Genomic DNA, 22,006 nt, shown 5'->3' with positions numbered 1-22,006 from the left:
CCAGTAAAGCACATAACAGTGAAGCGAATTAGAGACAGATTTGGTGTGATTTTTTATAACAGTTGAGGTGCGCATGAATGCGCACCCTACAAAAACCGTATCAAACATGAGTAGGGTCGCCATTTATGGTGACCGAAAAATGCAACGGTCAGGCATTTGCTAACTCACCTGACCCACAATCTGCAAATTCGCCTCATCGGGCACTTCGTTATACGACAGCACATTCAGCCCGTTAGCAAACAGACGTGCATAGCGCGCGATCAGAGGACGCAGCTGCGGCGTCACCAGCAGCACTTGCGTCAGGTTCTGCGCTTTCAGCTGCTCCATCATCACCGGCAGCGTGCTCTGCAGCTGCGTCAGGATATTCGGATCCACCGGGAAGCTATCCAGCGCCACTTTGCCGGCTTGCTGCGCCTGATTAAGCGCCGCCAGCAGCAGGTTCTCAAGACTGTTCTCCAGCGTATACGCCGACAACGGTTTATTGTCTGGCGCAATCGCCGCCACCATCGCACGGCGCAATGCATAGCGCACATCGGAAGTCAGCAGGATTGGATCTTTGGTGATCGCCGCACTCTCCAGCAATGTCGTCGCAATGGTGGTGATGTCTTTCAGCGAGACCTGATCGTTCAGCAGCAGACGATACACTTTCAGCTGCAAACTGTAGTTCACCGCCGCATTCACATCCTCAGACAGCTTAGGCGCCACATTCGCCAGACGCTGATGCAGCTGGGTAATGTCATCATAGTTAAACAGCTCGGGCAGATTCTCACGCACCACTTTATTCACATGGGTGGCTACCACGCTGGCGCAATCTACCACCTGATAACCGAGGTTCAGCGCTTTGGCTTTCTGCTCGGGCAGAATCCACGTTACCGCCATGCCGTAAGCAGGATCGGTATCCAATACGCCATCGATCTCACCGTACTGTTCCGGCGTGGGGATTGCCATTAAACGATCGGCATGCACTTCGCCGACAGCGGTACGCACACCGTTGATCTTAATCGCGTACTGCGCCGGTTTGAGGTGGAAATCTTCGCGCAGCGCAATTTCTGGCAGCAGCACGCCGCTGGTTTCTGATACCACTTGTCGCACGCCGCGCATACGCAGCGTCAGCGGTGCGCCTTTGCCTTTATCCACCAGCGTCACCAGCTTGTAGCCGAGATTCAGGCCGATCGGCTCAACCATCGGGATATTGTCCCAACCGATGGCGGGCTGATCTTCCGGCTGCGTCAGCGCCTGGTTGATCGCTGCCATATCGTTGTGATCTTGCGTCGGTGCTTTCACGTTACGACTTTGACGCCAGGCGGCGAACAGCAGCATGGCGGTAAAGATCAGGAACACCATATGCGGCATACCCGGCACAATCGCCAGCACAAACATCACGGCGGCGGCGGTATACAGCGTGCCCGGACGCGCCAGCAGCTGCGTCTTGATGTCATCGCCCATGTCCGCGCCATCACTGATGCGCGTCACGATAATAGCCGCTGCGGTTGAGAGCAGCAGCGATGGAATCTGTGCCACCAAACCATCACCGATGGTCAGCAGGACATATTGCTCAAACGCTTGTCCCGCCGGTAAACCGTGCTTGAACATGCCTATCAAGATCCCGCCGATCACGCTGATCATCAGGATCATGATCCCGGCGATAGCATCACCACGCACGAACTTAGAGGCACCGTCCATCGCACCGTAGAAGTCAGCTTCGTTAGCGACATCTTTGCGGCGCAGACCGGCCTGTTCCTGATTGATCAAACCGGCATTCAGATCGGCATCGATCGCCATCTGTTTGCCCGGCAACGCATCGAGGGTAAAGCGCGCCGACACTTCGGAGATACGCTCGGCACCTTTGGTCACCACCACAAAGTTGATTATGGGCTCGGTCAGCGAGGAAGAACGCAAAGAGATCGTCGCGCAGTTAAACGGTACTTCGGTATTTGAGGGCTCCGGCTTCAATCCGTTCGATGTTGAAAATTCGCGAGGATCGGCAATTATCGGCGAAACCATGGCGATTTCTCCTCCAACGCAAGCGGCGTCAGTGAGTGCATCACAGGATGACATCAGCTTAAGCGCCGGCAACCAACCGCAGGAAGATTTAGACAGCGTGCTGTCACGCTCGGATGCGGAACTGGCGCTGTTACATAGCCAGCTGCAGCGGATGATCAACAGCTATAACGCGCAAAATTATCTGATGCTGGAAACTTTGCCGCAGGGGCTGCGCATTCTGATTCAGGACGATCAGGATCGCATGATGTTCCCACGCGGTAGCGCGGTGTTAACCCCGTTCTTCCAGAAATTGCTGACCGAACTCGGTCCGGTTTTTAACCGCATCGACAATAAAATCATGATCAGCGGCCACACGGATGCCGCGCAGTACAACGGCAACGCCGCTTACAACAACTGGAACTTGTCTGGCGATCGTGCGCTGGCGGCACGCCGTGCGCTGGAGCGTGGCGGGCTGGAAAGTGCGCGCGTGTTGCAGGTCAACGCCATGGCGTCACGCATGCCACGCGATCATGACGATCCAATGAGTGCGCGCAATCGTCGCATCGAAATTCTGGTGTTAACCGATGCCGCTGCTGAAACCTTATTCCAATTTTATGGCCGCGAAGGGGAGAACGTTGTGAAACCCATCGCTGAGCGCCTGCGATAACCTGTCAGTGCCTTTGAATCGCTTTTTTTGATTCTACCGGTGGCGAAATCCACCGGTTTTTTTTCGTTTGAGATTTGTGCGTTTTGCGGCCAGGTGCGCATAAATGCGCACCCTACGAAAATCACCGTAGGGGCGCCATTTATGGCGACCATCAATCACCCGCACGCCATGTTAATTATGTTGCCAATAAATTTGACTTTAGTTAGCTAAATCATTCTTTTTTGTGAATTTTGTTGCCGGGCGCACATTGCAATGCCGCTTTGGTAAGCCACAATTAAGCATCGTGATTAACCGGAGAAAGAGTATGACTGCCAACCACTCCAGCCTGCTGTTACTGATGTCTTTCGCCGCCGGCACCTTTTCTGCTGGATCCTCCAGCAATCCGCAACATCTGATGCTATCGCTGCCCTCCGGCGGCGTGCCCAACAGCCCGCTGCCGCTGATCATCTGGCCCGGCATCGTGCCGTATGACGCTGAAAATCCAACCGAAGACAGCGCGGCCTGGTTTGAAACCACCTTTACCCGCAACGGTTGGCCCGCCGCGTGGCGTGCGCCGATCTTCCCGTATACGCACTATCACCCGAACACCCATGAAGTGCTGGGCGTGGCTGCCGGTTGGGCGGAAGTACTGTTCGGCGGCGACAGCGGTCGCATGGTGACGTTGCGTGAAGGCGATGCGGTGCTGATCCCCGCGGGCGTCGGCCATAAACAGGTATTTGCCTCAGAGGATTTTTTCACCGTTGGCGCCTATCCTGAAGGCATGTCCCCGGAAACCGTGCGTGATGAGCCGTCGCGTTTACGTGCGTCGAAGGAGAAGATCCAGCATGTTCCACTGCCGCACCGCGATCCCTTTACCGGTGGCGAAGGCGCGATGACGGAGATCTGGCTGCCAATCGCGCAGCAGCTGATGCACCAGTAAAGTGCAAAACAGCCATTTCCATCTACGCGGCGCGTGTGCCATGCCGGGGGCAAGCCTCTGGCACAGTTTGTGCAGGAGAGAAATATCTCTAGACAAGCGCCGGGTAAATCATGAAAGAAAGCTACCAGATAGCATCGCACTTCTATGATGAGATGTTGCTGAGCGATGGCCAACACCGCGCTCACTACCAGCAATACTGGGAATGGTTACAACAGGCGGACAAAGAGGCAGTGGCGCGCAAGCGCGAAGAGGCGGAACTGCTGTTTCATCGCGTCGGTATCACCTTTAACGTTTACGGTGATGATGGCGGCGCGGAACGTTTAATTCCTTTCGACAGCGTGCCGCGCATTATTCCTGCCAGCGAGTGGGCAATGCTCGATCGCGGCATTCGCCAGCGCGTGCAGGCCCTCAACGCCTTCCTGCACGACATCTATCATCAGCAACTGATCCTCAAAGCGGGCATCGTGCCTGCCGAACAGGTGCTGGTGAACGATCAATATCAGCCCTGTATGCAAGGCGTCGATCTGCATCGCAATATCTACGCGCACATTGTCGGCGTGGATATGGTGCGCAATAACGATGGCGAATATTACGTGCTGGAGGACAATCTGCGCACGCCGTCTGGCGTCTCCTACATGCTGGAGAACCGCAAGATGATGATGCGCCTCTATCCGGAACTGTTCGCCGGTCAGCACATCGCGCCGGTTGAGCGTTATCCCTCGCATCTGCTGCAAACCCTGCGGGAAAGTTCGCCGGTTAACGATCCGGTGGTGGTGGTGCTGACGCCGGGCCGCTTTAATAGCGCCTACTTTGAACACAGCTTCCTTGCGCAGCAGATGGGCGTTGAGCTGGTGGAGAGCGCCGATCTGTTTGTGAAAGATGGCGCAGTAATGATGCGTACCACAGCCGGGCCGTGCAAAGTCGATGTGATCTATCGCCGCGTGGATGATGCCTTCCTCGATCCACTGGCGTTCCGCCCGGATTCGATGCTCGGCGTGCCGGGCTTATTATCGGTATATCGATCTGGCAACGTGGTGCTGGCGAACGCGATCGGCACCGGCGTCGCCGATGACAAATCGATCTACCCGTATGTGCCGGACATGATCCGCTTCTACCTCGACGAGGATCCGATCCTCAATAACGTGCCGACCTGGCAATGCCGCAAACCGCAGGATCTCACCTATGTGCTCGCCAACCTGGCGAAAATGGTGGTGAAAGAGGTACACGGCGCGGGCGGTTACGGCATGTTGATTGGGCCGGTGGCGAGCCAGCAGGAGCTGAGTGATTTCCGCGATCGCCTCAAAGCGCGGCCAGAAAACTACATCGCGCAGGACACGCTGTCGCTCTCGACTTGCCCGACCTTTATCGATAACGGCCTCGCGCCGCGCCATATCGATCTGCGTCCGTTTGCGCTGTGCGGCGCGGATATTCGTCTGGTGCCCGGCGGTTTAACCCGCGTGGCGCTGAACGAAGGCTCGCTGGTGGTGAACTCGTCTCAGGGCGGCGGCACCAAGGACACGTGGGTTCTGGAGGATGACGCATCATGCTAAGCCGCACGGCCAGTGGCCTTTATTGGATGGCGCGCTATCTCGAACGCGCAGAACAACTCGCACGCGTGTTGGACGTGACCAACCGTTTGTCATTAATGCCGGTTCGCGGCAGCCAGGGCGATGAGCTGCTGCTGCCGCTCAATCTCACCGGCACACGTGAACTGTTTGAAACCCTGAATGGCCGCTTCACCATGCCGCAGCTGTTCAACTTCTTCGCCCTCGACGACCGCAATCCGTGCAGCATTTTTAGCTGCTGGCAGGAGGCGTGGAACAACGCGCATGCGGTGCGCGGCAGTTTGTCGTCGGAAGTGTGGGAGAGCATCAACTCGACGTGGATTGAGATGCGCAACACCCGGCGGCGCGGCATTACTAGCGCTAACGCCGACACCTTTTTCGATTGGGTGAAAGAGCGCTCGCACCTGTTTCGTGGCGCGATGTTCGGCACCTTGCTGCGCGGCGATGCGATGAGTTTTATCCGTATCGGCACCTTGATGGAGCGCAGCGACGGCACCGCGCGTTTGCTGAGCGTGAATCAGCAATTGCTTGAGCAGCAGTCGGATTCTGTACGCGAGTATTATTGCCTCGACACCTTATTGCGCGCGGTATCGGCGCGTGAAGCTTACAACGCCATCTTCAAGCAGCAGCTGTTGCCCGATCTGGTCAATGAGATGCTGATCCTGCGCAGCGAAAGTCCGCGATCGCTGCACTCCTGTATTGATGAGATCGCCACGCAGTTAGAGAACATCGGCAGCAGCGGCGAAGATCGCCCGCGCTATTTGATCACCGTGCTGCTGGCCGAGATGCGCTTCAGTACCTGGGAAAGCCTGACACAGGAAGGCTTGTATCACTGGCTCAATGAATTCCTGACGCGCCTGAATGCGCTGGCAGACAGCATTAATCACACCTATCTGGAGGCGAAATGAGACTGAACATCGAGCATAAAACCCGTTACGCCTACGAGCATCAGGTGACACTCAGCACCCAATATCTGCGCCTGACGCCGCAAAATTCGGTGCATCAGCAGATAATCTCGTGGGATCTCGAGCTGCCGTGTGAAGCCACCTGCACGCAGGATGCGTACGGCAATGTGATGCATGTGCTGACGCTGGATACGCCGCATCAGCAGTTGGATATCGCCGCGCGTGGTGTGGTGGAGATCCTTGATGATGGCGAATGGGCGCCCGATCCTGAATCGTTATTGTCGCCGTTGGTGTTTCTGCGCTCATCGCCGCTGACGCAGCCTGACGGTGAAATCCGTGAGTTCGCCAAGCGCTACTGGCGACCGGAAAAACCGCTGGCTAGCCTGGAAAAACTCATGGATGAACTGTTGCTGAAGATGCCGTATCGTCCCGGTAGCACTCTGGTCACTGATGCCGCCACGAAAGTATTTGCCGCCGGCAGCGGCGTTTGCCAGGATCACAGTCACGTGTTTCTCGCCTGCTGTCGTAGTTTAGGGATTCCGGCGCGCTATGTAAGCGGCTATCTCTATACTGAAAACGTTGAGCACGTCGCCACTCACGCCTGGGTTGAAGCCTGGCTGGATGGCAGTTGGCACAGCTTTGATATCACCAATAATACTCGCAGCACGCGCCAGCATTTACGCCTGGCGGTCGGCGTGGATTATCTCGATGCGTGTCCGGTGCGCGGTATGCGGCTGGGCGGCGGCGGTGAAGATATGCTGGCGGTGGCTGCGGTGCTTCAGGTGCATGCGCAGCAGTAATCAGAACAGGCGTGACTATGACTTATTGTGTGGCAATGCGTTTATCGTCAGGGATGATTTTTGTATCCGATTCACGCACCAATGCGGGCGTTGATCATATTTCCTCGTTCCGCAAATTGCATGTGTTTCAGGTCGATGATGAACGCACGCTGGTGCTGCAAAGCGCCGGCAATCTGGCCACCACGCAGAGCGTGCTGAGCCTGCTGCGACGCAACAACGGCGATAACGATCAACCGAATTTACTGAATGGACGATCGCTGTATGACATTGCGCTGATGGTGGGCGAAACGCTGCGCGAGGTGATCAAGCGCGATGGCGAAGAGTTTGGCGGCACGCTGCTGCTGGGCGGGCAGATTCGTGGCGAGGAGCCGCGACTGTTCCAGATCTACCCGCAGGGCAACTTCATCGAAGCCAGCATCGATACGCCGTATTTTCAGATTGGTGAAAGTAAGTACGGTAAACCGATCATTGACCGCGTGCTGCGTTACGAAACGCCGCTGAGTCAGGCGATGCAGTGCGCGTTGATTTCGATGGATTCGACGCTGGCGAGTAATATTTCGGTGGGTTTACCGCTGGATGTGATGGTCTATCGCACCGACAGTTTCAGTGACAGCGAGCAATATCACATCACCGAACATCATCCCTATTTTTCACAAATTCGTCAGCTGTGGAGTAAAGGCCTGTTAAGTGTCTTTTCACAGCTGCCGCCGTTGAAGCTCTAACTCAGTAGGGTCGCCATTTATGGCGACCTGGCTTTTCACACTAACTCATTCATCTTCGCAGTCATATTAATTCCGCTAATCCCTTTCAATCCTAATTTGCGCAGGATTTTTATTTTATAGGTACTCACAGTTTTACTACTCAACTGCAATTGTGAAGCGATCTCTTTATTACTCATTCCCGACGCGAGTTTGACTAAAACAATCAATTCACGTCGCGTCAAACTCATCAATTTCTCGCTTTCAATCAATTCGCCGGCGTCAGCAGCGGCATGAGTGACGGGATAAAAGCGTTTACCTCGCTCCACTTCTTTTATAGCCGTTATCAGCGTATCCAAATTCCCGCGCTTATAGACATAACCTTCAACACCCAATTGCAAGCAACATCGTTGATAAAAAAGACTTTCTGATGCGGTAAATACGATGATTTTCTGTTCTGGCATCGTGCGCTTGATATCCGCAATCAGCGGAATACCGGCACGACCGGGCATGGTGAGATCAAGCAGTAAAACGTCCGGACGGATTTGGTGTAACTCGGTAATCAGTAAATCTCCTTTCTGCGCAATGCCGACAATTGCATAGTGATAAGAATCTAATAGTGCCTGAATACCCGCACAGATTAGCGGATGGTCATCAACAATAAATACCGAATGAATCATATGTGTAGCCCAGAAAAAAAAGAAAAAACCCAAGGGTTAAAACACTCATAAAAAACACAACCAGAGGTGTGACCAGATTAATTCACGGGGCTTAACATTAAGATTTAAGCCATGTCTTGAATTTCTCCTTTTAAGATCAATCGATGGTTTTTATGCGTTAGAACAATGCGCCTTGCTGATTTATCCATTCTTACTGGGCGGCAGTCATAAATCTGAAAACAAGCCGTTTTAACGTCGAGGCGATAAACCGCTGCGCATAAAAAGGTGAATGATGTTTTCAGTTGATCAGCTTCTCGATACTTACTGGCCTGGCCATCAACCGGCGAACTGGCAGAAAAGAGCCCTGAAATGGGCGGTTCGCGAACATGAATTCCAGGCGTTTGCCGCCCGCTATCGCCATCTGAAAGGCGTGGATATGGTGGAGCAAGTGCTGGAGCACCTGGATGTGCGTTGTGAACTGAGCGAACGCGATTTAGAGCAGATTCCCACGCGCGGCCCGGTGGTGATTGTTGCTAATCATCCGCTCGGTGCGCTGGACGGCCTGGCGCTGCTGGCGGCGGTTTCGCAGGTGCGGCGCGATGTGAAAATTGTTGCCAACCGCATGTTGATGATGCTGGAACCGATCAACAACATGATGCTGCCGGTGGATAACATGGGCAACCGCACCAGCCGCGAACAGCTGACGCACATGCAGCAACATCTCGATAATCAGGGCGTGCTGATCATCTTCCCAGCGGGCGAAGTGTCACGGCTTTCCAGCCGTGGCGTACGCGATCGTCACTGGCATCACAGCTTCTTACGCCTCGCCGCGCGCGCTCGCGCACCGATCGTGCCGGTGCATGTGGTGGGGCGTAACAGCCTGGCGTTCTATGCCGCAGCCAAAATTGCCTCGCCGCTGGCGTTATTGATGCTGGTGCGCGAAATGTTTCGCCAGCGCGGTTCGCGCATCAAGCTGCATATTGGCGAGCAGATTCCGTTTGCCAACTGGCATGATGGCCACACGCCCGGCAAAGAGCTGGCGAAGCGGCTGCGCAAACATCTGTATCGCATTGGACAAGGGCGGCGTGGCCTGTTCCAGACCGAAGCGGCGATTGCGCGCCCGGAAGATCGCGCCGAGCTGAAAAAAGCGCTGATGGAGAGCGAGCGACTCGGCACGCTGCCGGATGGCAAGCAGATCTACCTGTGGCGACGTAACGGCGCTAGCTGGGTGCCGCTGCTGCGTGAGCTTGGACGTTTACGCGAAGTGGCGTTCCGCGCGGTAGGCGAGGGCAGCGGCCGTCGTCGCGACCTCGATAAATACGATGACGATTACTATCACCTGATTCTGTGGGATGACGATGCGCTGGAGATCGTTGGTGCCTATCGCTTTATTCCCGGCGCTGAGCAGCTGGAGCGCCGTGGGCTGGAAGGTATTTATAGCGACAGCCTGTTCCACTACGACGAGCGCATGCTGCCAATCATCAATCAAGGTCTGGAGCTGGGCCGCAGTTTTATTCAGCCTGCCTATTGGGGTAAACGCGGCCTCGATTATTTGTGGATGGGCATTGGTGCCTACATCGCCAGGTATCCGGAAACCCGCTATCTGTTTGGTCCGGTCTCGATCTCGGGCGGCATGCCGCTGGCGGCGCGCGATCTGCTGGTGGCGTTCTATCGCATGTATTTCCCCACCGAACTGCCGCTGGCCACCTCGCGCCGCCCTTATCCGGCCTCGCTGCCGGAAGTGCTGGCCCAATTCACCGGCGATAACTACAGCGAAGATTTACGGCGGTTGAAGCATCTGCTGGCGAACCTCGGCACCGCCATTCCGACGCTTTACAAGCAATATTCCGAGGTGTGCGAGCCGGGCGGCGTGCAGTTTATCGATTTCGGCAGCGATCCAGATTTCAATAACTGTATCGATGGTTTGGTGCTAGTGGATCTAACGCGGGTGAAGCCCGCGCGTTATGAGCGCTATATCGGCATGCACCTTTGAATCGGTCGCCATGAATGGCGACCCTACGACGGAACCCGAACTTTTGTAGGGTCGCCATTCATGGCGACCTGGTTGGTTGCATTGTGTGAATCGGTCGCCATAAATGGCGACCCTACGACGGGATACCAGCATTTGTAGGGTCGCCATTTATGGCGACCTGGTTTGAAGCATGCATTCGTAGGGGCGCCATTTATGGCGACCTAGCCCAATGTCATGGAATCGTCATCACAGTGTCGTAGGGTCTTAGCCGGACTGTTAGCGAAAGGCCAGAAACATGGCATCAATCACACTGCGCGGGCTGCGCAAATCCTTTGCGGCGCAGCCGGTATTGCAAGACATCTCGCTGCAGATTGCGCAGGGAGAATTCATCGCCGTATTGGGGCCGTCGGGCTGCGGCAAAACCACCTTGCTGCGCCTGCTGGCCGGATTTGAAACCGCCGATGCCGGAGAAATCCACGTTGGCGACCGCTGCTTCGCTGCGCCGGGCGTGCATCTGCCACCGGAAGATCGCCAGCTTGGCGTGGTATTCCAGAGCTACGCGCTGTGGCCGCATATGACGGTGGCGGAGAATGTCTCCTACAGCCTGAAAGTCAACGGCGTAGCGCATGCCGATCGCGAGCGCCGCACGCAGCAGGCGCTGGAACTGGTGGGATTAGAAGCGTTCGCCGCACGTCGTCCTGCCGATCTCTCCGGCGGCCAGCGTCAGCGTGTGGCGCTGGCGCGTTGTTTAGTCGCGCAGCCAACGCTGGTTTTGCTCGATGAGCCGCTCGCCAACCTCGATGTCCATCTGCGCGCCACCATGGAAGAGGAGTTCCGCCGCTTCCATCATCACAGCCGCGCCACCTTGCTCTACATCACCCACGATCAACATGAAGCGATGGCGCTGGCCGATCGCATCGTGGTGATGGATGCCGGCCGCGTGATGCAGTTCGCCACGCCGCAAACGCTGTGGCGTGAACCGGCGAATGCCATGGTCGCGCGCTTTATTGATGACGGCAAAGTGCTGCCGATCAGCGATATCGAGCCGCTTGGCGATGGCCGCGCCTTTGCCACGCTGTGCGGCCTGCGCGTGCCGTTGCGCTGCGCGCTGGATCAACGCCCGCAGCCGCAGGCGCAAGCCAGTTTTCATGCAGTCGATTTCCACTTAGCCGCGCCGGGCGAACCGCAGTTTGTCGCACGCGTGCAGCGGGTGATCTATCGCGGCGGTCATCACCAACTGAATGTGGTGCCGCTGGATGCGCCGGAATGCAGCATTACGCTGCTGCTGGCCGATCAACCTTTACCCGCTGTCGATGCCACTGTAGGTGTGGCAGTGCGCGACGGCTGGATTCTTCCTTCTTAACTTCTTAAACCTTCAGGGAAATGCTATGCGTACGTCGTTCAACGTGTTGATGTTAGCCAGTGGATTATTAGTTTCTGCCGCCAGCTTTGCCGACGAGGCACCGGCAGGAAAATTGGTGGTTTACACCTCGCAGGCACCGGAAATTGCCCAGCAAACCATGGATGCCTTTAAAGCCGCCTATCCCAATGTGCAGGTCGAGTGGACGCGCAACGGCACCACGCAGTTAATGAACGTGCTGCGTACCGAAATGATGAGCGGCGAAGCCAAGCCGGATGTGCTGCTGATTGCCGACGCCATCAACCTTGGCGCGCTGAAAAACGAAAATCATCTTTATAGCTACAGCGATGCGCCACTCAGCCACATCAATCCGTCGTTCTACGATAAAGACAAAACCTTCTTTGGCACTAAAATCATCGCCACGGTGATTGCTTACAACACCCAGCACGCGCAGCCGATTGATAGCTGGAACGCGCTGGCGGTGGAAGCCAATAAAGGGCAGATTGCGGTGCCAAGCCCGCTCTACTCCGGCGCGGCGCTCTACAAGCTGCACACCGATATCAACACGCCGTCGATTGGCTGGAGCTTCTATAAGAAGCTGGCGGCTATCGGCGTTGCGCCGCAGGGCGGCAACGGCCCGGCGTTGAAAGCGGTCGCCAGCGGGCTGGATAAGTACGGCATCATCACCGACGCCGACGTGATTCTGGCGAAGAAAAAGGGTTCGCCGGTGGATCTGGTCTATCCGAAAGAGGGCGTTTCCTATGTCACCGAGCCGGTTGCCATCATGAAAACTGCGCACAACCTGCCGGCCGCCAAAGCCTTCGTCAACTTTATGCTCTCCGAGCAAGGCCAGAAATTGGTGGTCGAGCAGGGCAACCGTCCGGTGGATGATCGCGTCTCAGCACCGGAAGGCTTCACGCCGATCAACAAAATCAAGCTGCTGTCGCCGGACGTGGCGAAAGCGATCAAAGAAGATGCGGCAGTGCGCGATCAGTTCACCGCGCTGTTCGGCGGCTAAGCATGAGCGTGTTGAGCAACGAATGGCGTAGCGGGGCGCGCAAAGCGCCGCGCGTTAACAGCGAACGGCTGATTCTGGCGCTGATGGTGCTGCTGATTGGTTTGCTGTCGGTGGCGCCGCTGATGCGGCTGGTGTGGACCGCCATTGCGCCCAACGGCGTGCCGGACATCGCGCGCTTAACGCGTCTGCTGGCGAGCGATCGTGTGTTGATCGCCAGCGGCAATACCTTGCTCATCGCGCTCAGTTCTACCCTGATTTCCGTGGTGCTCGGCACCGCCGCCGCATGGCTGGTGGCGCTCAGCGATCTGCGCGCTAAAACCGCGTGGGTGTTTGCGTTTATCCTGCCGTTGATGATTCCGCCGCAGGTGACTGCGCTGGCCTGGCTGCAGGCGCTGGCACCGAGCAGTCCGCTGGCGCTGCTGTTCGCCACGCTAGGATTGCCGTGGTTTGCGCCCGGCGAGCAGCCGCTTTACTCCTTAACCGGCATTGTACTGCTGCTCGGCACGCACAATGCGCCTTTAGTGTTTCTCACCGTGCGCGCCGGTTTGCGCCGTTTACCTGCTGATTTGGTGGAAGCGGCGCAGGCCAGCGGTGCGTCTCGCGCACGCATTCTGTTCACCATTGTACTGCCGCTGGCGCGCCCGGCGATCTTTGCCGGAGCCGCGCTGACCTTTGTCGCGGCGGCGGGCAACTTCGGTATTCAGGCGATGCTGGGCATTCCGGCACGCGTGCCCACGCTAATCACGCTGGTGTATCAGCAGCTGAATGGTATTGGCCCGAGCGCGCTGCCGAACACGGCGGTGTATGCGTTATTGATCGCGGTGATCACGCTGGCGGGCATGGCGGCCAGCGCCTGGTTGGGCGGACGCCATGATGTGCGCGTAAACGGCGCGCCGCGTCTGTGGCAGCAATCGCTGGGGCGCGGGCGTGTGGCGATTGAAGGCGTCGCCTGGCTGTGGATGGCGCTGACCTTGCTGTTACCGCTCAGCGCGCTGCTAATCACCGCGCTCACCAGCGGCTTTGGCCAGGTGCTCAGCTGGCAAACACTGACGCTGGAGAACTTCCGCGCCGCATTGTGGGGTTATCCGGCGGTGCGACACGCGTTTCTTACCAGCCTCGGATTAACCACGCTGGCGGCGCTGATTTTGACGGTTTGCGCGCTGTTTCTTGCCTACTTCCTCAGTTGGCGTCGAACCAAACTGGTGCGCGGTTTGTGGCTGGCGAGTGAACTCACCTATGCGCTGCCGGGCATTGTCACCGGCGTGGCGGCGATGTTGTTCTTTCTTCGTCCGCTGCCGATCGTCAACGTTTCGCTGTATGGCACGGTGTGGATCATCCTCGCTGCCTATCTGGCGAACTTCCTCGCGCTGGTGTTGCGCCCGACGTTAGCCGGATTTGCTCAACTGGAACCGGCACTGGATGAAGCCGCACGCTTGTGCGGCGCCGGTTTTCTGCGCCGCATGCGCGACATCTTGCTGCCGCTGGCGGCACCGTCCGCGCTGGCGGGCAGCGTGCTGGTGTTTCTCACCGCGCTGAATGAAATCCAGGTTTCGGTGTTGCTGGTCACCTCGCAAACGCAAACCATCGGGCCGACCATCGTGTTTCTCGATGAAGGAGGATCCGCTTCGCTGGCAGCGGCGGTCGGCTGCCTGATGATTGTGGTGGTGTGCTTATTAATGGCGCTGGCGACTCGCCTGACCCGGCGCCTGCCGCACGGCATTTTGCCGTGGCAAGCGTAACGCCAGCCTGCCGTCAACGCATGATGATTTATGAAGTATCCCGCTGAACATTTTCTCGCCACTGCCGATAACTTACCTACCAACATTTGTCTGCGGATGAATAGCGCTTGTCAGCGCTGCGTATTTGCGCTTAAGTCTGCACGATAATTAAGAATTTTCTTAATAGTCTCGACGATACCAGGCCAGCAATAGGCGAATAACAATGAATAATAACTCTGACGTCATGTACCGACTTTTGGTACAGAGCGTGGTGGATTACGCCATTTACATGCTCAAACCCGATGGCACCGTGGCGAACTGGAACGCCGGCGCGCAGCGTGCCAAAGGCTACACGCCCGATGAAATCGTGGGGAAGAATTTTGCGCTGTTCTACAGCGAAGAGGATCGCAAAAACGGCGCGCCGCAGCGCGGGCTGGCGATAGCGACGGCGACCGGGCGCTTCGAAACCGAAGGCTGGCGCTATCGTAAAGATGGCAGCGCATTTTGGGCGCATGTGGTGATCGACGCCATCCGCGATGAATTTGGTGAGCTGCTGGGCTTTGCCAAAATCACCCGCGACTGCACCGAGCAGCAAGAGCAGCAACGCAAACAGCGCGAGCAGGAACAGCGTTTCCGCATGCTGGTGGAAGGCGTTAGTGATTACGCCATCTACATGCTCGATTTGGACGGCAACGTTGAAAATTGGAACGTAGGCGCACAGCGCGCGAAAGGCTACGTGGCCGAAGAGATCGTTGGACAGCACTTCTCACGCTTCTACAGCGCGCAGGATCGACTAAACCATATCCCGGAAAAAAATCTCACCACCGCCTTTAAAACCGGCCGTTTCGAAGATGAAGGCTACCGTTACCGCAAAGATGGCAGCGCGTTTTGGGCGCATGTCATCATTGATGCGATCCGCGATGATGCGGGCAAGTTGATCGGTTACGCCAAAATTACCCGCGACTGCACCGAACAGCAGGCGCTGCTGCGTAAACAGTACGAGCAGGAGAAGAATTTCCGCCTGCTGGTGGAAGGGGTGCGCGATTACGCCATTTATATGCTGGATGTGCAGGGCCGCGTGGTGAACTGGAACAACGGGGCGCAGCGCGCCAAAGGTTATGTGGCTGACGAAATTGTCGGCCAGCACTTCTCGGTGTTTTACGGTTCAGCGGAACGTAATGCTAACGCGCCCGAAGCCAACCTTGGCATTGCGTTGAAAACCGGCCGTTTCGAAGATGAGGGCTGGCGCTACCGCAAAGATGGCTCGGCTTTTTGGGCGCATGTCGTCATTGAGGCAATCCGGGATGAGAGCGGCAAACTGATCGGTTTCGCCAAAATTACCCGCGATATCACTGAACGCCGTGAGAACGAACAGCAGCTGCTGCGCGCGCGCGATCTGGCGCAGTCGCAGAGTGCGAAAATGTCGGAGCTGTCGGGCTTTCTCGACACCATCATCAGCAATATTCCATCGTGCGTGATTGTGGAAGATGCCATCAGCCGTGAAATCCTGATGGTGAATGACAAAGCCGAGCAGCTGTTTGGTGTCAACAAAGCGCTGATCATGCATAAACGCCCGCACGAATGTATGTCGGCGGAACTGGGCGATTACTTCAATAGCCTGGCGGATGTGGCGCTGCGCAGCGAAGGTATTCATTCGCGTGAACAGCTGCTGTTGACGGCGGGCGGCGAGCGTATTTTGCATACGCGTGCCACCACCATCAGCGGCAAAGATATGCGTCAGAACTACGTGATGCTGATTGTCGAGGACGTGACCGACCAGCGCGAAGCCGATGCGCGCATCCGTCATATGGCGCATCACGATAATCTCACCAGCTTGCCTAACCGCGTGCTGTTCCGTCAGAAACTCAGTGAAGCCTTGCGCGTTGATAATCAGAACAACCAGGTCAGCGCCACGCTGTGTCTCGATCTCGATAACTTCAAAAACGTCAACGATGCGCTCGGCCACCAGATTGGTGATGACCTGCTGCGCGTGGTGGCGAAACGCCTGCGCAGCGCGCTGCGCGATCACGATACGCTGGCGCGTATTGGCGGCGACGAGTTTGCCATCGTGCTGCCGAATGTCCGTTCTGCCGATGAAGCGGCGGTGGTGGCGCAGCGGCTGATCGAGGGAATCCGTCCGCCAATTAACGTTGAAGGACATAACCTGTCGGTGGGCTTGAGCGTCGGTATCGCGCTCACCTCGCAAGCCACCAACACGCCGGAACACATGCTGCGCTGCGCCGATATGGCGCTGTATGAAGCGAAACGTAATGGCCGCAACCGCTTCGAACACTTCACCATTGAAATGGACGATCAGGCGCGCAGTCGTCGCGTGATTGAGAACGATCTGCGTGATGCGATCTCCGGCCGTCAGCTCAAACTCTATTATCAACCGATCACCGACGAGAAGGGCATCATCGGCTATGAAGCGCTGATGCGCTGGCACCACCCGATTAAAGGGCTGATCATGCCGAACGATTTTATCCCGATCGCCGAAGAGACCGGCTTGATTCATATGCTCGGCGCCTACGCGCTGTACGAAGCCTGCCGCGAAGCGCAAAGCTGGAACACCGAACAATCGGTGTCGGTAAACCTGTCGCCGCTGCAGTTTAAGAACAGCTCGCTGGTTTCGGTGGTGGAAGGCGCGCTGCGTGAATCGGGACTGGCGCCGCATCGGCTGGAAGTGGAGATCACCGAATCGGTGCTGCTGGACGATACGCTCGGTAATATACGTACGCTGCAGAGTTTGAAAACGCTTGGCGTGCAGATTGCGCTGGATGATTTCGGCACCGGCTACTCATCACTCAGCTATCTGCGCTCGTTCCCGTTCGACAAAATCAAAATCGACAAGTCGTTCATCAACGATATGGGCGATAGCCGCGAGGCACTGGCGATTATCCGCGCCATTACTGGCATGAGCCGCAGCCTCGATATTCAGATCACCGCCGAAGGCGTGGAGAGCGGCGAGCAGTACGCCAAGCTGCGTGAAGAGGGTTGTACGCTGTTCCAGGGGTATTTCTTTGGCCGTCCGCAGCCATCGGAGTTGCGGTTGAAGGAGTTGGAATAGGCAAGTAGGTCGCCATAAATGGCGACCCTACAAAATGCATAAAAAAAAACGCCCGACATGTCGGGCGTTCTCTGTTTTGCTGTGTGTAATCTTTATTATTATGCGCCGTGGCCGTCGACAGACATGTGGCCGAGATCTTTATCCACCAGGAACAGGCCTTCGCCTTTGGTGCCGACCATCGCCAGTTTATCCAGCACGGTTTTGAACAGCTTCTCTTCTTCATGCTGCTCGGCAACGTACCACTGCAGGAAGTTGAAGGTTGAGTAATCCTGCGTGGTCAATGCGGTGTGCACCAGCTCGTTGATTTTTTTGGTGATCAGCTGCTCATGCTTCAGCGCTTCTTCCAGCACGTCGTTCAGTGACGTCCAGCTAATGGCCGGTGCAGCAATGCTGCCCAGTACCGGCAAAGCACCGGCATCGCTGACGTAATCAAACAGCTTCTGCATGTGCTGCATCTCTTCGCGAGAATGCATTTTCAGGAATGAAGAGGCGCCTTCATAGCCTTTATCGCTGCACCAGGCGCTCATCTGCAGATACAGGTTGGCAGAGAAGAATTCGAGGTTCAGTTGGTCGTTTAAACGCGAGGTCATTTCAGCAGTTAACATGGCTGAGTCCTTTTTAATTTGTCAGGTGAAGTACGGCGAATTATGCATCAATCTATACTTTTTTGTGAAGGACTTTCCTTAAAAAAGTTGAATTTATCTTATTGATTGTAAATGGAATTATTCCACATGTTGAATGCGAAGAGTTCTCACTTTTGACTAATTTTCATTCACGCCGGATTGATTATAGCTGCACATCGGGCGATGCTGAGGCTTGCCTTTACTTGTCAGGAGCTTAGCGGTGTCGAACGTCTTAGAGCATTACCATTTTCTGCATGAAATTCCCGAGCTGGGTTTTCAGGAATTCAAAACCTCTGCTTATATTGCCGATCAGCTGGAAAGCGCCGGAATTAAGGTGACGCGCGGCATCAATAATACCACTGGCATGGTGGCGGAAATCGACAGTGGCGTGCCCGGTCCGGTGCTGGCGCTGCGTGCGGATATGGATGCGCTCGGTCATATCATTGACGGCGTGGCGTGTGCGCGTCACACCTGCGGCCACGATGGTCATTCGTCGGTGGTGCTGACGGCGGCGCAAGAGCTGCTGAAAGAGGGCGCGATCAAGAAAGGGCGGCTGAAGCTGCTGTTCCAGCCAGCGGAAGAACTCGGTGCTGGCGCGCTGGCGATGATTGAGGGCGGCGCGCTGGAGGATGTGGAGATGATTCTCGGCTTCCATGTGCGTCCGCTGGAAGAGTGCCATGTTGGGCAAGCGACGCCAGCGGTGATCTACTCCGCTTGCAGCACGCTGGAAGCCACCATCAAAGGCGCGCCGGCGCATGCAGCGCGTCCGCATTTGGGCGTTAACGCGCTGGATGCGGCGGTGCAAGCGGTGCAGGCCGTCAACGCCATCCATCTGCCGCCAGGTTTAACCTGGAGCGTGAAAGCCACGCGCTTCCTGTGCGATGCGGGCGTGACCAACTCGGTGCCGGATGAGGCGCGCGTGGTGTGGGATTTGCGTTCGCAGGAAAACGCGCCAATGGATGTGCTGAAAGAGAAAGTGACGCTGGCGATTCAGCACAGCGTGGCGGCGTTGGGTGCCACGGCTGACGTGATGGTACTCAAAGAGATGCCGGCAGCAGAAATTCATGAAGAGGCCACGGCGGTGATTCGTGCGGCGATTGTCGATGTGCTGGGTGAAGAAGGTTTGCTGGATACTAAAACCACGCCGGGCAGTGAAGATTTCTTCTACTATCCGGTGAAAAATCCGCAGGTGAAAGCCGGTTTCTGGGGATTGGGAACCAATCTGGTGCCGGGCCTGCATCATCCCGAGATGCGCTTTGAGCTGAACTCGCTGGAGATTGGCGTGAAGATCTTTAAAGCGGCGGTGGTGCGGGTTTTAGGCTGAATGTGAGTGGGTCGCCATGAATGGCGGCCCTACAAGGGCAACACCATGCGACGATTTCCCCCCTCGGCGAAATATTGTATGCTATGCCGCCTCAATGCTGCCGGGATAATCGGAACTGCCGCCAATGTAGATCGCACACCTCTTGCTGTGAACTGACGCCACTGCGTCGCCATTGGCCGCGTTATCCTGCGGAATGACCCCGAAACGATTTATTCGCAGCGCGCCGCCCGCGTGTTGCCCTTGAAGAAGAATTCACTCAATGTCTAATGCTCCCTTTTTAGAAGAAGTGGCGCGCCGCCGTACTTTTGCGATCATCTCGCATCCGGATGCCGGTAAAACCACAATCACCGAAAAAGTGCTGCTGTTCGGACAGGCGATTCAAACCGCCGGTACCGTCAAAGGCCGCGGCTCCAACCAGCACGCGAAATCGGACTGGATGGAGATGGAGAAACAACGTGGTATCTCCATCACCACCTCGGTGATGCAGTTCCCGTATCGCGACAGCCTCGTGAACCTGCTGGATACCCCAGGACACGAAGACTTCTCCGAAGATACTTACCGTACGCTGACGGCGGTGGACTGCTGCTTGATGGTGATCGACGCCGCCAAAGGTGTTGAAGATCGTACTCGTAAGCTGATGGAAGTGACGCGCCTGCGTGATACGCCAATCATCACCTTTATGAACAAACTCGACCGTGACATCCGCGATCCAATGGAGCTGCTGGATGAAGTGGAGAGCGAGCTGAAAATCGCCTGCGCGCCTATTACCTGGCCGATTGGCTGCGGCAAGTATTTCAAAGGGGTTTATCACCTCTACAACGACGAAACTTACCTGTATCAAACCGGTAAAGGCCACACCATTCAGGAAGTGCGCATCGTTAAAGGTTTGGCTAATCCCGATTTGGACGCAGCGGTGGGTGAAGATCTGGCACAGCAGCTGCGCGATGAGCTGGAGCTGGTGCAGGGCGCCTCGCACGAGTTCGATCAGGAGCTGTTCCTGAGCGGCGAACTCACGCCGGTGTTCTTCGGTACCGCGCTGGGTAACTTCGGCGTTGATCATATGCTCGATGGCCTGGTTTCGTGGGCGCCGCGCCCAATGCCACGCAACACCGACACGCGTCTGGTGGAGGCGAAAGAAGAGAAATTCAGCGGCTTCGTGTTTAAGATCCAGGCAAACATGGACCCGAAACACCGCGACCGCGTCGCCTTTATGCGTGTGGTATCCGGCAAGTACGAAAAAGGCATGAAGCTGCGTCAGGTGCGTACCGGTAAAGACGTGGTGATTTCCGATGCACTGACTTTCATGGCCGGTGACCGTTCGCACGTGGAAGAAGCCTATCCGGGCGACATCATTGGTCTGCACAATCACGGCACCATTCAGATTGGCGACACCTTTACCCAGGGTGAAAACATGAAGTTCACCGGCATTCCGAACTTCGCGCCAGAGCTGTTCCGTCGTATTCGCCTGCGCGATCCGCTGAAGCAGAAACAGCTGCTGAAAGGGCTGGTTCAGCTGTCGGAAGAGGGCGCGGTGCAGGTGTTCCGTCCGGTACATAACAACGATCTGATCGTGGGCGCGGTTGGTGTGCTGCAGTTCGAAGTGGTGGTGGCGCGCCTGAAAAGCGAATACAACGTTGAAGCGATTTACGAAGCCATCAACGTCTCAACCGCTCGCTGGGTTGAGTGTGATGACGCGAAGAAATTCGACGATTTCCAGCGTAAAAACGAAGTGAACCTGGCGCTCGATGGCGGTGATAACCTCACGTATATCGCGCCGACCATGGTGAACCTCAACATCACCCAGGAACGCTATCCTGACGTGCGATTCCGCAAAACGCGCGAGCACTAATCGGCGTTGCCAGCAGGGCCTGTGATTTTCACTGGCCCTGTTTTATTTGTTACAGACTCCTCCTAATTCCGCTGTTTTTTTCTCTTTTTGGCGATATATCAACCACAAGAGCCAGCAAAAGCTGTAATCCCTACTACTATTATCCTGTCGGACGAGAAAAGAGACCTTTCGGGTTTCATTACGTCCAGTAACTCAGCAACGCCGTTCGTTGCTGGCGCATCCGCGATAACGGATGAGTTAACTGATAGAAGGATGATATCGATGAATAAGACTAAGATTGCCAAAACCCTGATTGCTGCCCTGGCCGGTTCTGCTCTGCTGAGCGGTGCGGCGTTCGCAGATGAATCACTGTCGCAGAAAGCACAGCAAACCTCCGACAGCGCGGGTGCGAAGATCGATAGCTCTATGAAAAAAGTCGATGGTTATATGGATGACAGCGGCATCACTGCTAAAGCCAAAGCGGCGCTGGTGGATGATGAAGCGATTAAAAGCACGGATATCTCCGTCAAAACGCATGATGGCGTGGTGACACTGAGCGGCTTTGTGGCTTCTCAGGATCAGGCTGAAAAAGCCGTCGCGCTGGTGCAGAAAGTCGAAGGTGTGAAATCCGTCAGCGACAAACTACACGTTAAAGACAGCAAAAATGCTTCTCTGAAAGGTTATGCGGGCGATACCGCAACCACCAGCGAAATTAAAGCTAAGCTGTTAGCAGATGACATCGTGCCATCACGCAACGTTAAGGTGGAAACCACCGACGGCGTGGTGCAGTTATCAGGGGAAGTGGCGAACCAGGCACAGTCCGATCGTGCTGAGAAAATCGCCAAAGCCATTGAAGGCGTGAAAAGCGTGAAGAATGACCTGAAGGTGAAATCTTAACGC

At 56.1% G+C, this 22,006-nt stretch carries 16 protein-coding genes and 1 pseudogene; 14 read left to right on the top strand and 3 right to left on the bottom strand.

What is annotated here, in order from left to right; genetic code table 11:
* Positions 1-159: 159 nt before the first annotated feature.
* Positions 160-1,872: pseudogene (locus tag NR302_RS16105) on the bottom strand (flagellar biosynthesis protein FlhA); the annotation flags it as partial.
* Between NR302_RS16105 and NR302_RS16100 the strand changes: the two are divergent.
* The 6 genes from NR302_RS16100 to NR302_RS16075 all read left to right on the top strand — a co-directional run bounded on the left by NR302_RS16100 (position 1,871) and on the right by NR302_RS16075 (position 7,561).
* Positions 1,871-2,650, top strand: a complete 780-nt coding sequence (locus NR302_RS16100) for an OmpA family protein (protein WP_258143932.1) — start codon at positions 1,871-1,873, stop codon at positions 2,648-2,650. The pseudogene NR302_RS16105 and the gene NR302_RS16100 overlap by 2 nt on opposite strands.
* A 304-nt stretch (positions 2,651-2,954) precedes the next feature.
* Positions 2,955-3,569: a cupin domain-containing protein gene (locus NR302_RS16095; protein WP_258143931.1), complete on the top strand. Its 615-nt coding sequence runs from the start codon at positions 2,955-2,957 to the stop codon at positions 3,567-3,569.
* A gap of 110 nt (positions 3,570-3,679) precedes the next feature.
* Entirely contained in the window at positions 3,680-5,119 is a 1,440-nt protein-coding gene (locus tag NR302_RS16090; RefSeq protein WP_008103320.1) for a circularly permuted type 2 ATP-grasp protein, read from the top strand.
* A complete protein-coding gene (locus NR302_RS16085; RefSeq protein WP_008103318.1) occupies positions 5,113-6,042 on the top strand; it encodes an alpha-E domain-containing protein in 930 nt (309 codons plus the stop codon). The genes NR302_RS16090 and NR302_RS16085 overlap by 7 nt, the downstream gene beginning before the upstream one ends.
* Complete coding sequence (locus tag NR302_RS16080; RefSeq protein WP_008103316.1) at positions 6,039-6,839, top strand: transglutaminase family protein; 801 nt, start codon at positions 6,039-6,041, stop codon at positions 6,837-6,839. The genes NR302_RS16085 and NR302_RS16080 overlap by 4 nt, the downstream gene beginning before the upstream one ends.
* A gap of 17 nt (positions 6,840-6,856) precedes the next feature.
* On the top strand, positions 6,857-7,561 hold the full coding sequence (locus tag NR302_RS16075) for a proteasome-type protease (protein ID WP_154192552.1): 705 nt from the start codon (positions 6,857-6,859) through the stop codon (positions 7,559-7,561).
* Between the two features lie 35 nt (positions 7,562-7,596).
* Here NR302_RS16075 and NR302_RS16070 read toward each other — a convergent pair whose 3' ends face one another.
* Positions 7,597-8,217: a response regulator transcription factor gene (locus NR302_RS16070; protein WP_258143930.1), complete on the bottom strand. Its 621-nt coding sequence runs from the start codon at positions 8,215-8,217 to the stop codon at positions 7,597-7,599.
* A gap of 271 nt (positions 8,218-8,488) precedes the next feature.
* On the opposite strand from NR302_RS16070, the gene NR302_RS16065 reads away from it, so the two are divergent.
* The 5 genes from NR302_RS16065 to NR302_RS16045 all read left to right on the top strand — a co-directional run bounded on the left by NR302_RS16065 (position 8,489) and on the right by NR302_RS16045 (position 17,331).
* Positions 8,489-10,189 (top strand): lysophospholipid acyltransferase family protein, encoded by a 1,701-nt coding sequence (locus NR302_RS16065; RefSeq protein WP_258145207.1) that lies wholly within the window; start codon positions 8,489-8,491, stop codon positions 10,187-10,189.
* Between the two features lie 274 nt (positions 10,190-10,463).
* On the top strand, positions 10,464-11,531 hold the full coding sequence (locus NR302_RS16060; protein ID WP_258143929.1) for an ABC transporter ATP-binding protein: 1,068 nt from the start codon (positions 10,464-10,466) through the stop codon (positions 11,529-11,531).
* A gap of 25 nt (positions 11,532-11,556) precedes the next feature.
* Positions 11,557-12,546: an ABC transporter substrate-binding protein gene (locus tag NR302_RS16055; protein WP_374990631.1), complete on the top strand. Its 990-nt coding sequence runs from the start codon at positions 11,557-11,559 to the stop codon at positions 12,544-12,546.
* Positions 12,547-12,548: 2 nt separating this feature from the next.
* The gene (locus NR302_RS16050) at positions 12,549-14,285 is read left to right on the top strand and encodes an iron ABC transporter permease (RefSeq protein ID WP_258143928.1); all 1,737 of its coding nucleotides are present in this window, start codon (positions 12,549-12,551) and stop codon (positions 14,283-14,285) included.
* Positions 14,286-14,487: 202 nt separating this feature from the next.
* Entirely contained in the window at positions 14,488-17,331 is a 2,844-nt protein-coding gene (locus NR302_RS16045) for a bifunctional diguanylate cyclase/phosphodiesterase (RefSeq protein WP_258143927.1), read from the top strand.
* Between the two features lie 98 nt (positions 17,332-17,429).
* Here NR302_RS16045 and ftnA read toward each other — a convergent pair whose 3' ends face one another.
* Entirely contained in the window at positions 17,430-17,936 is a 507-nt protein-coding gene (gene ftnA / locus NR302_RS16040) for a non-heme ferritin (protein ID WP_008103301.1), read from the bottom strand.
* Positions 17,937-18,174: 238 nt separating this feature from the next.
* On the opposite strand from ftnA, the gene NR302_RS16035 reads away from it, so the two are divergent.
* The 3 genes from NR302_RS16035 to osmY all read left to right on the top strand — a co-directional run bounded on the left by NR302_RS16035 (position 18,175) and on the right by osmY (position 22,003).
* The gene (locus NR302_RS16035; RefSeq protein WP_258143926.1) at positions 18,175-19,278 is read left to right on the top strand and encodes an amidohydrolase; all 1,104 of its coding nucleotides are present in this window, start codon (positions 18,175-18,177) and stop codon (positions 19,276-19,278) included.
* 259 nt (positions 19,279-19,537) lie between these two features.
* Positions 19,538-21,127 (top strand): peptide chain release factor 3, encoded by a 1,590-nt coding sequence (gene prfC, locus NR302_RS16030; RefSeq protein WP_061720497.1) that lies wholly within the window; start codon positions 19,538-19,540, stop codon positions 21,125-21,127.
* A gap of 261 nt (positions 21,128-21,388) precedes the next feature.
* Positions 21,389-22,003, top strand: a complete 615-nt coding sequence (gene osmY / locus NR302_RS16025) for a molecular chaperone OsmY (RefSeq protein WP_008103296.1) — start codon at positions 21,389-21,391, stop codon at positions 22,001-22,003.
* Positions 22,004-22,006 lie beyond the last annotated feature (3 nt).

The organism is Pantoea sp. SOD02 (genome assembly GCF_024707505.1).
In the GTDB taxonomy this organism is placed as follows: domain Bacteria; phylum Pseudomonadota; class Gammaproteobacteria; order Enterobacterales; family Enterobacteriaceae; genus Pantoea; species Pantoea symbiotica.
Note: the sequence above shows the minus strand (reverse complement) of the source record. Positions and strands in the feature narration are given on the sequence as shown.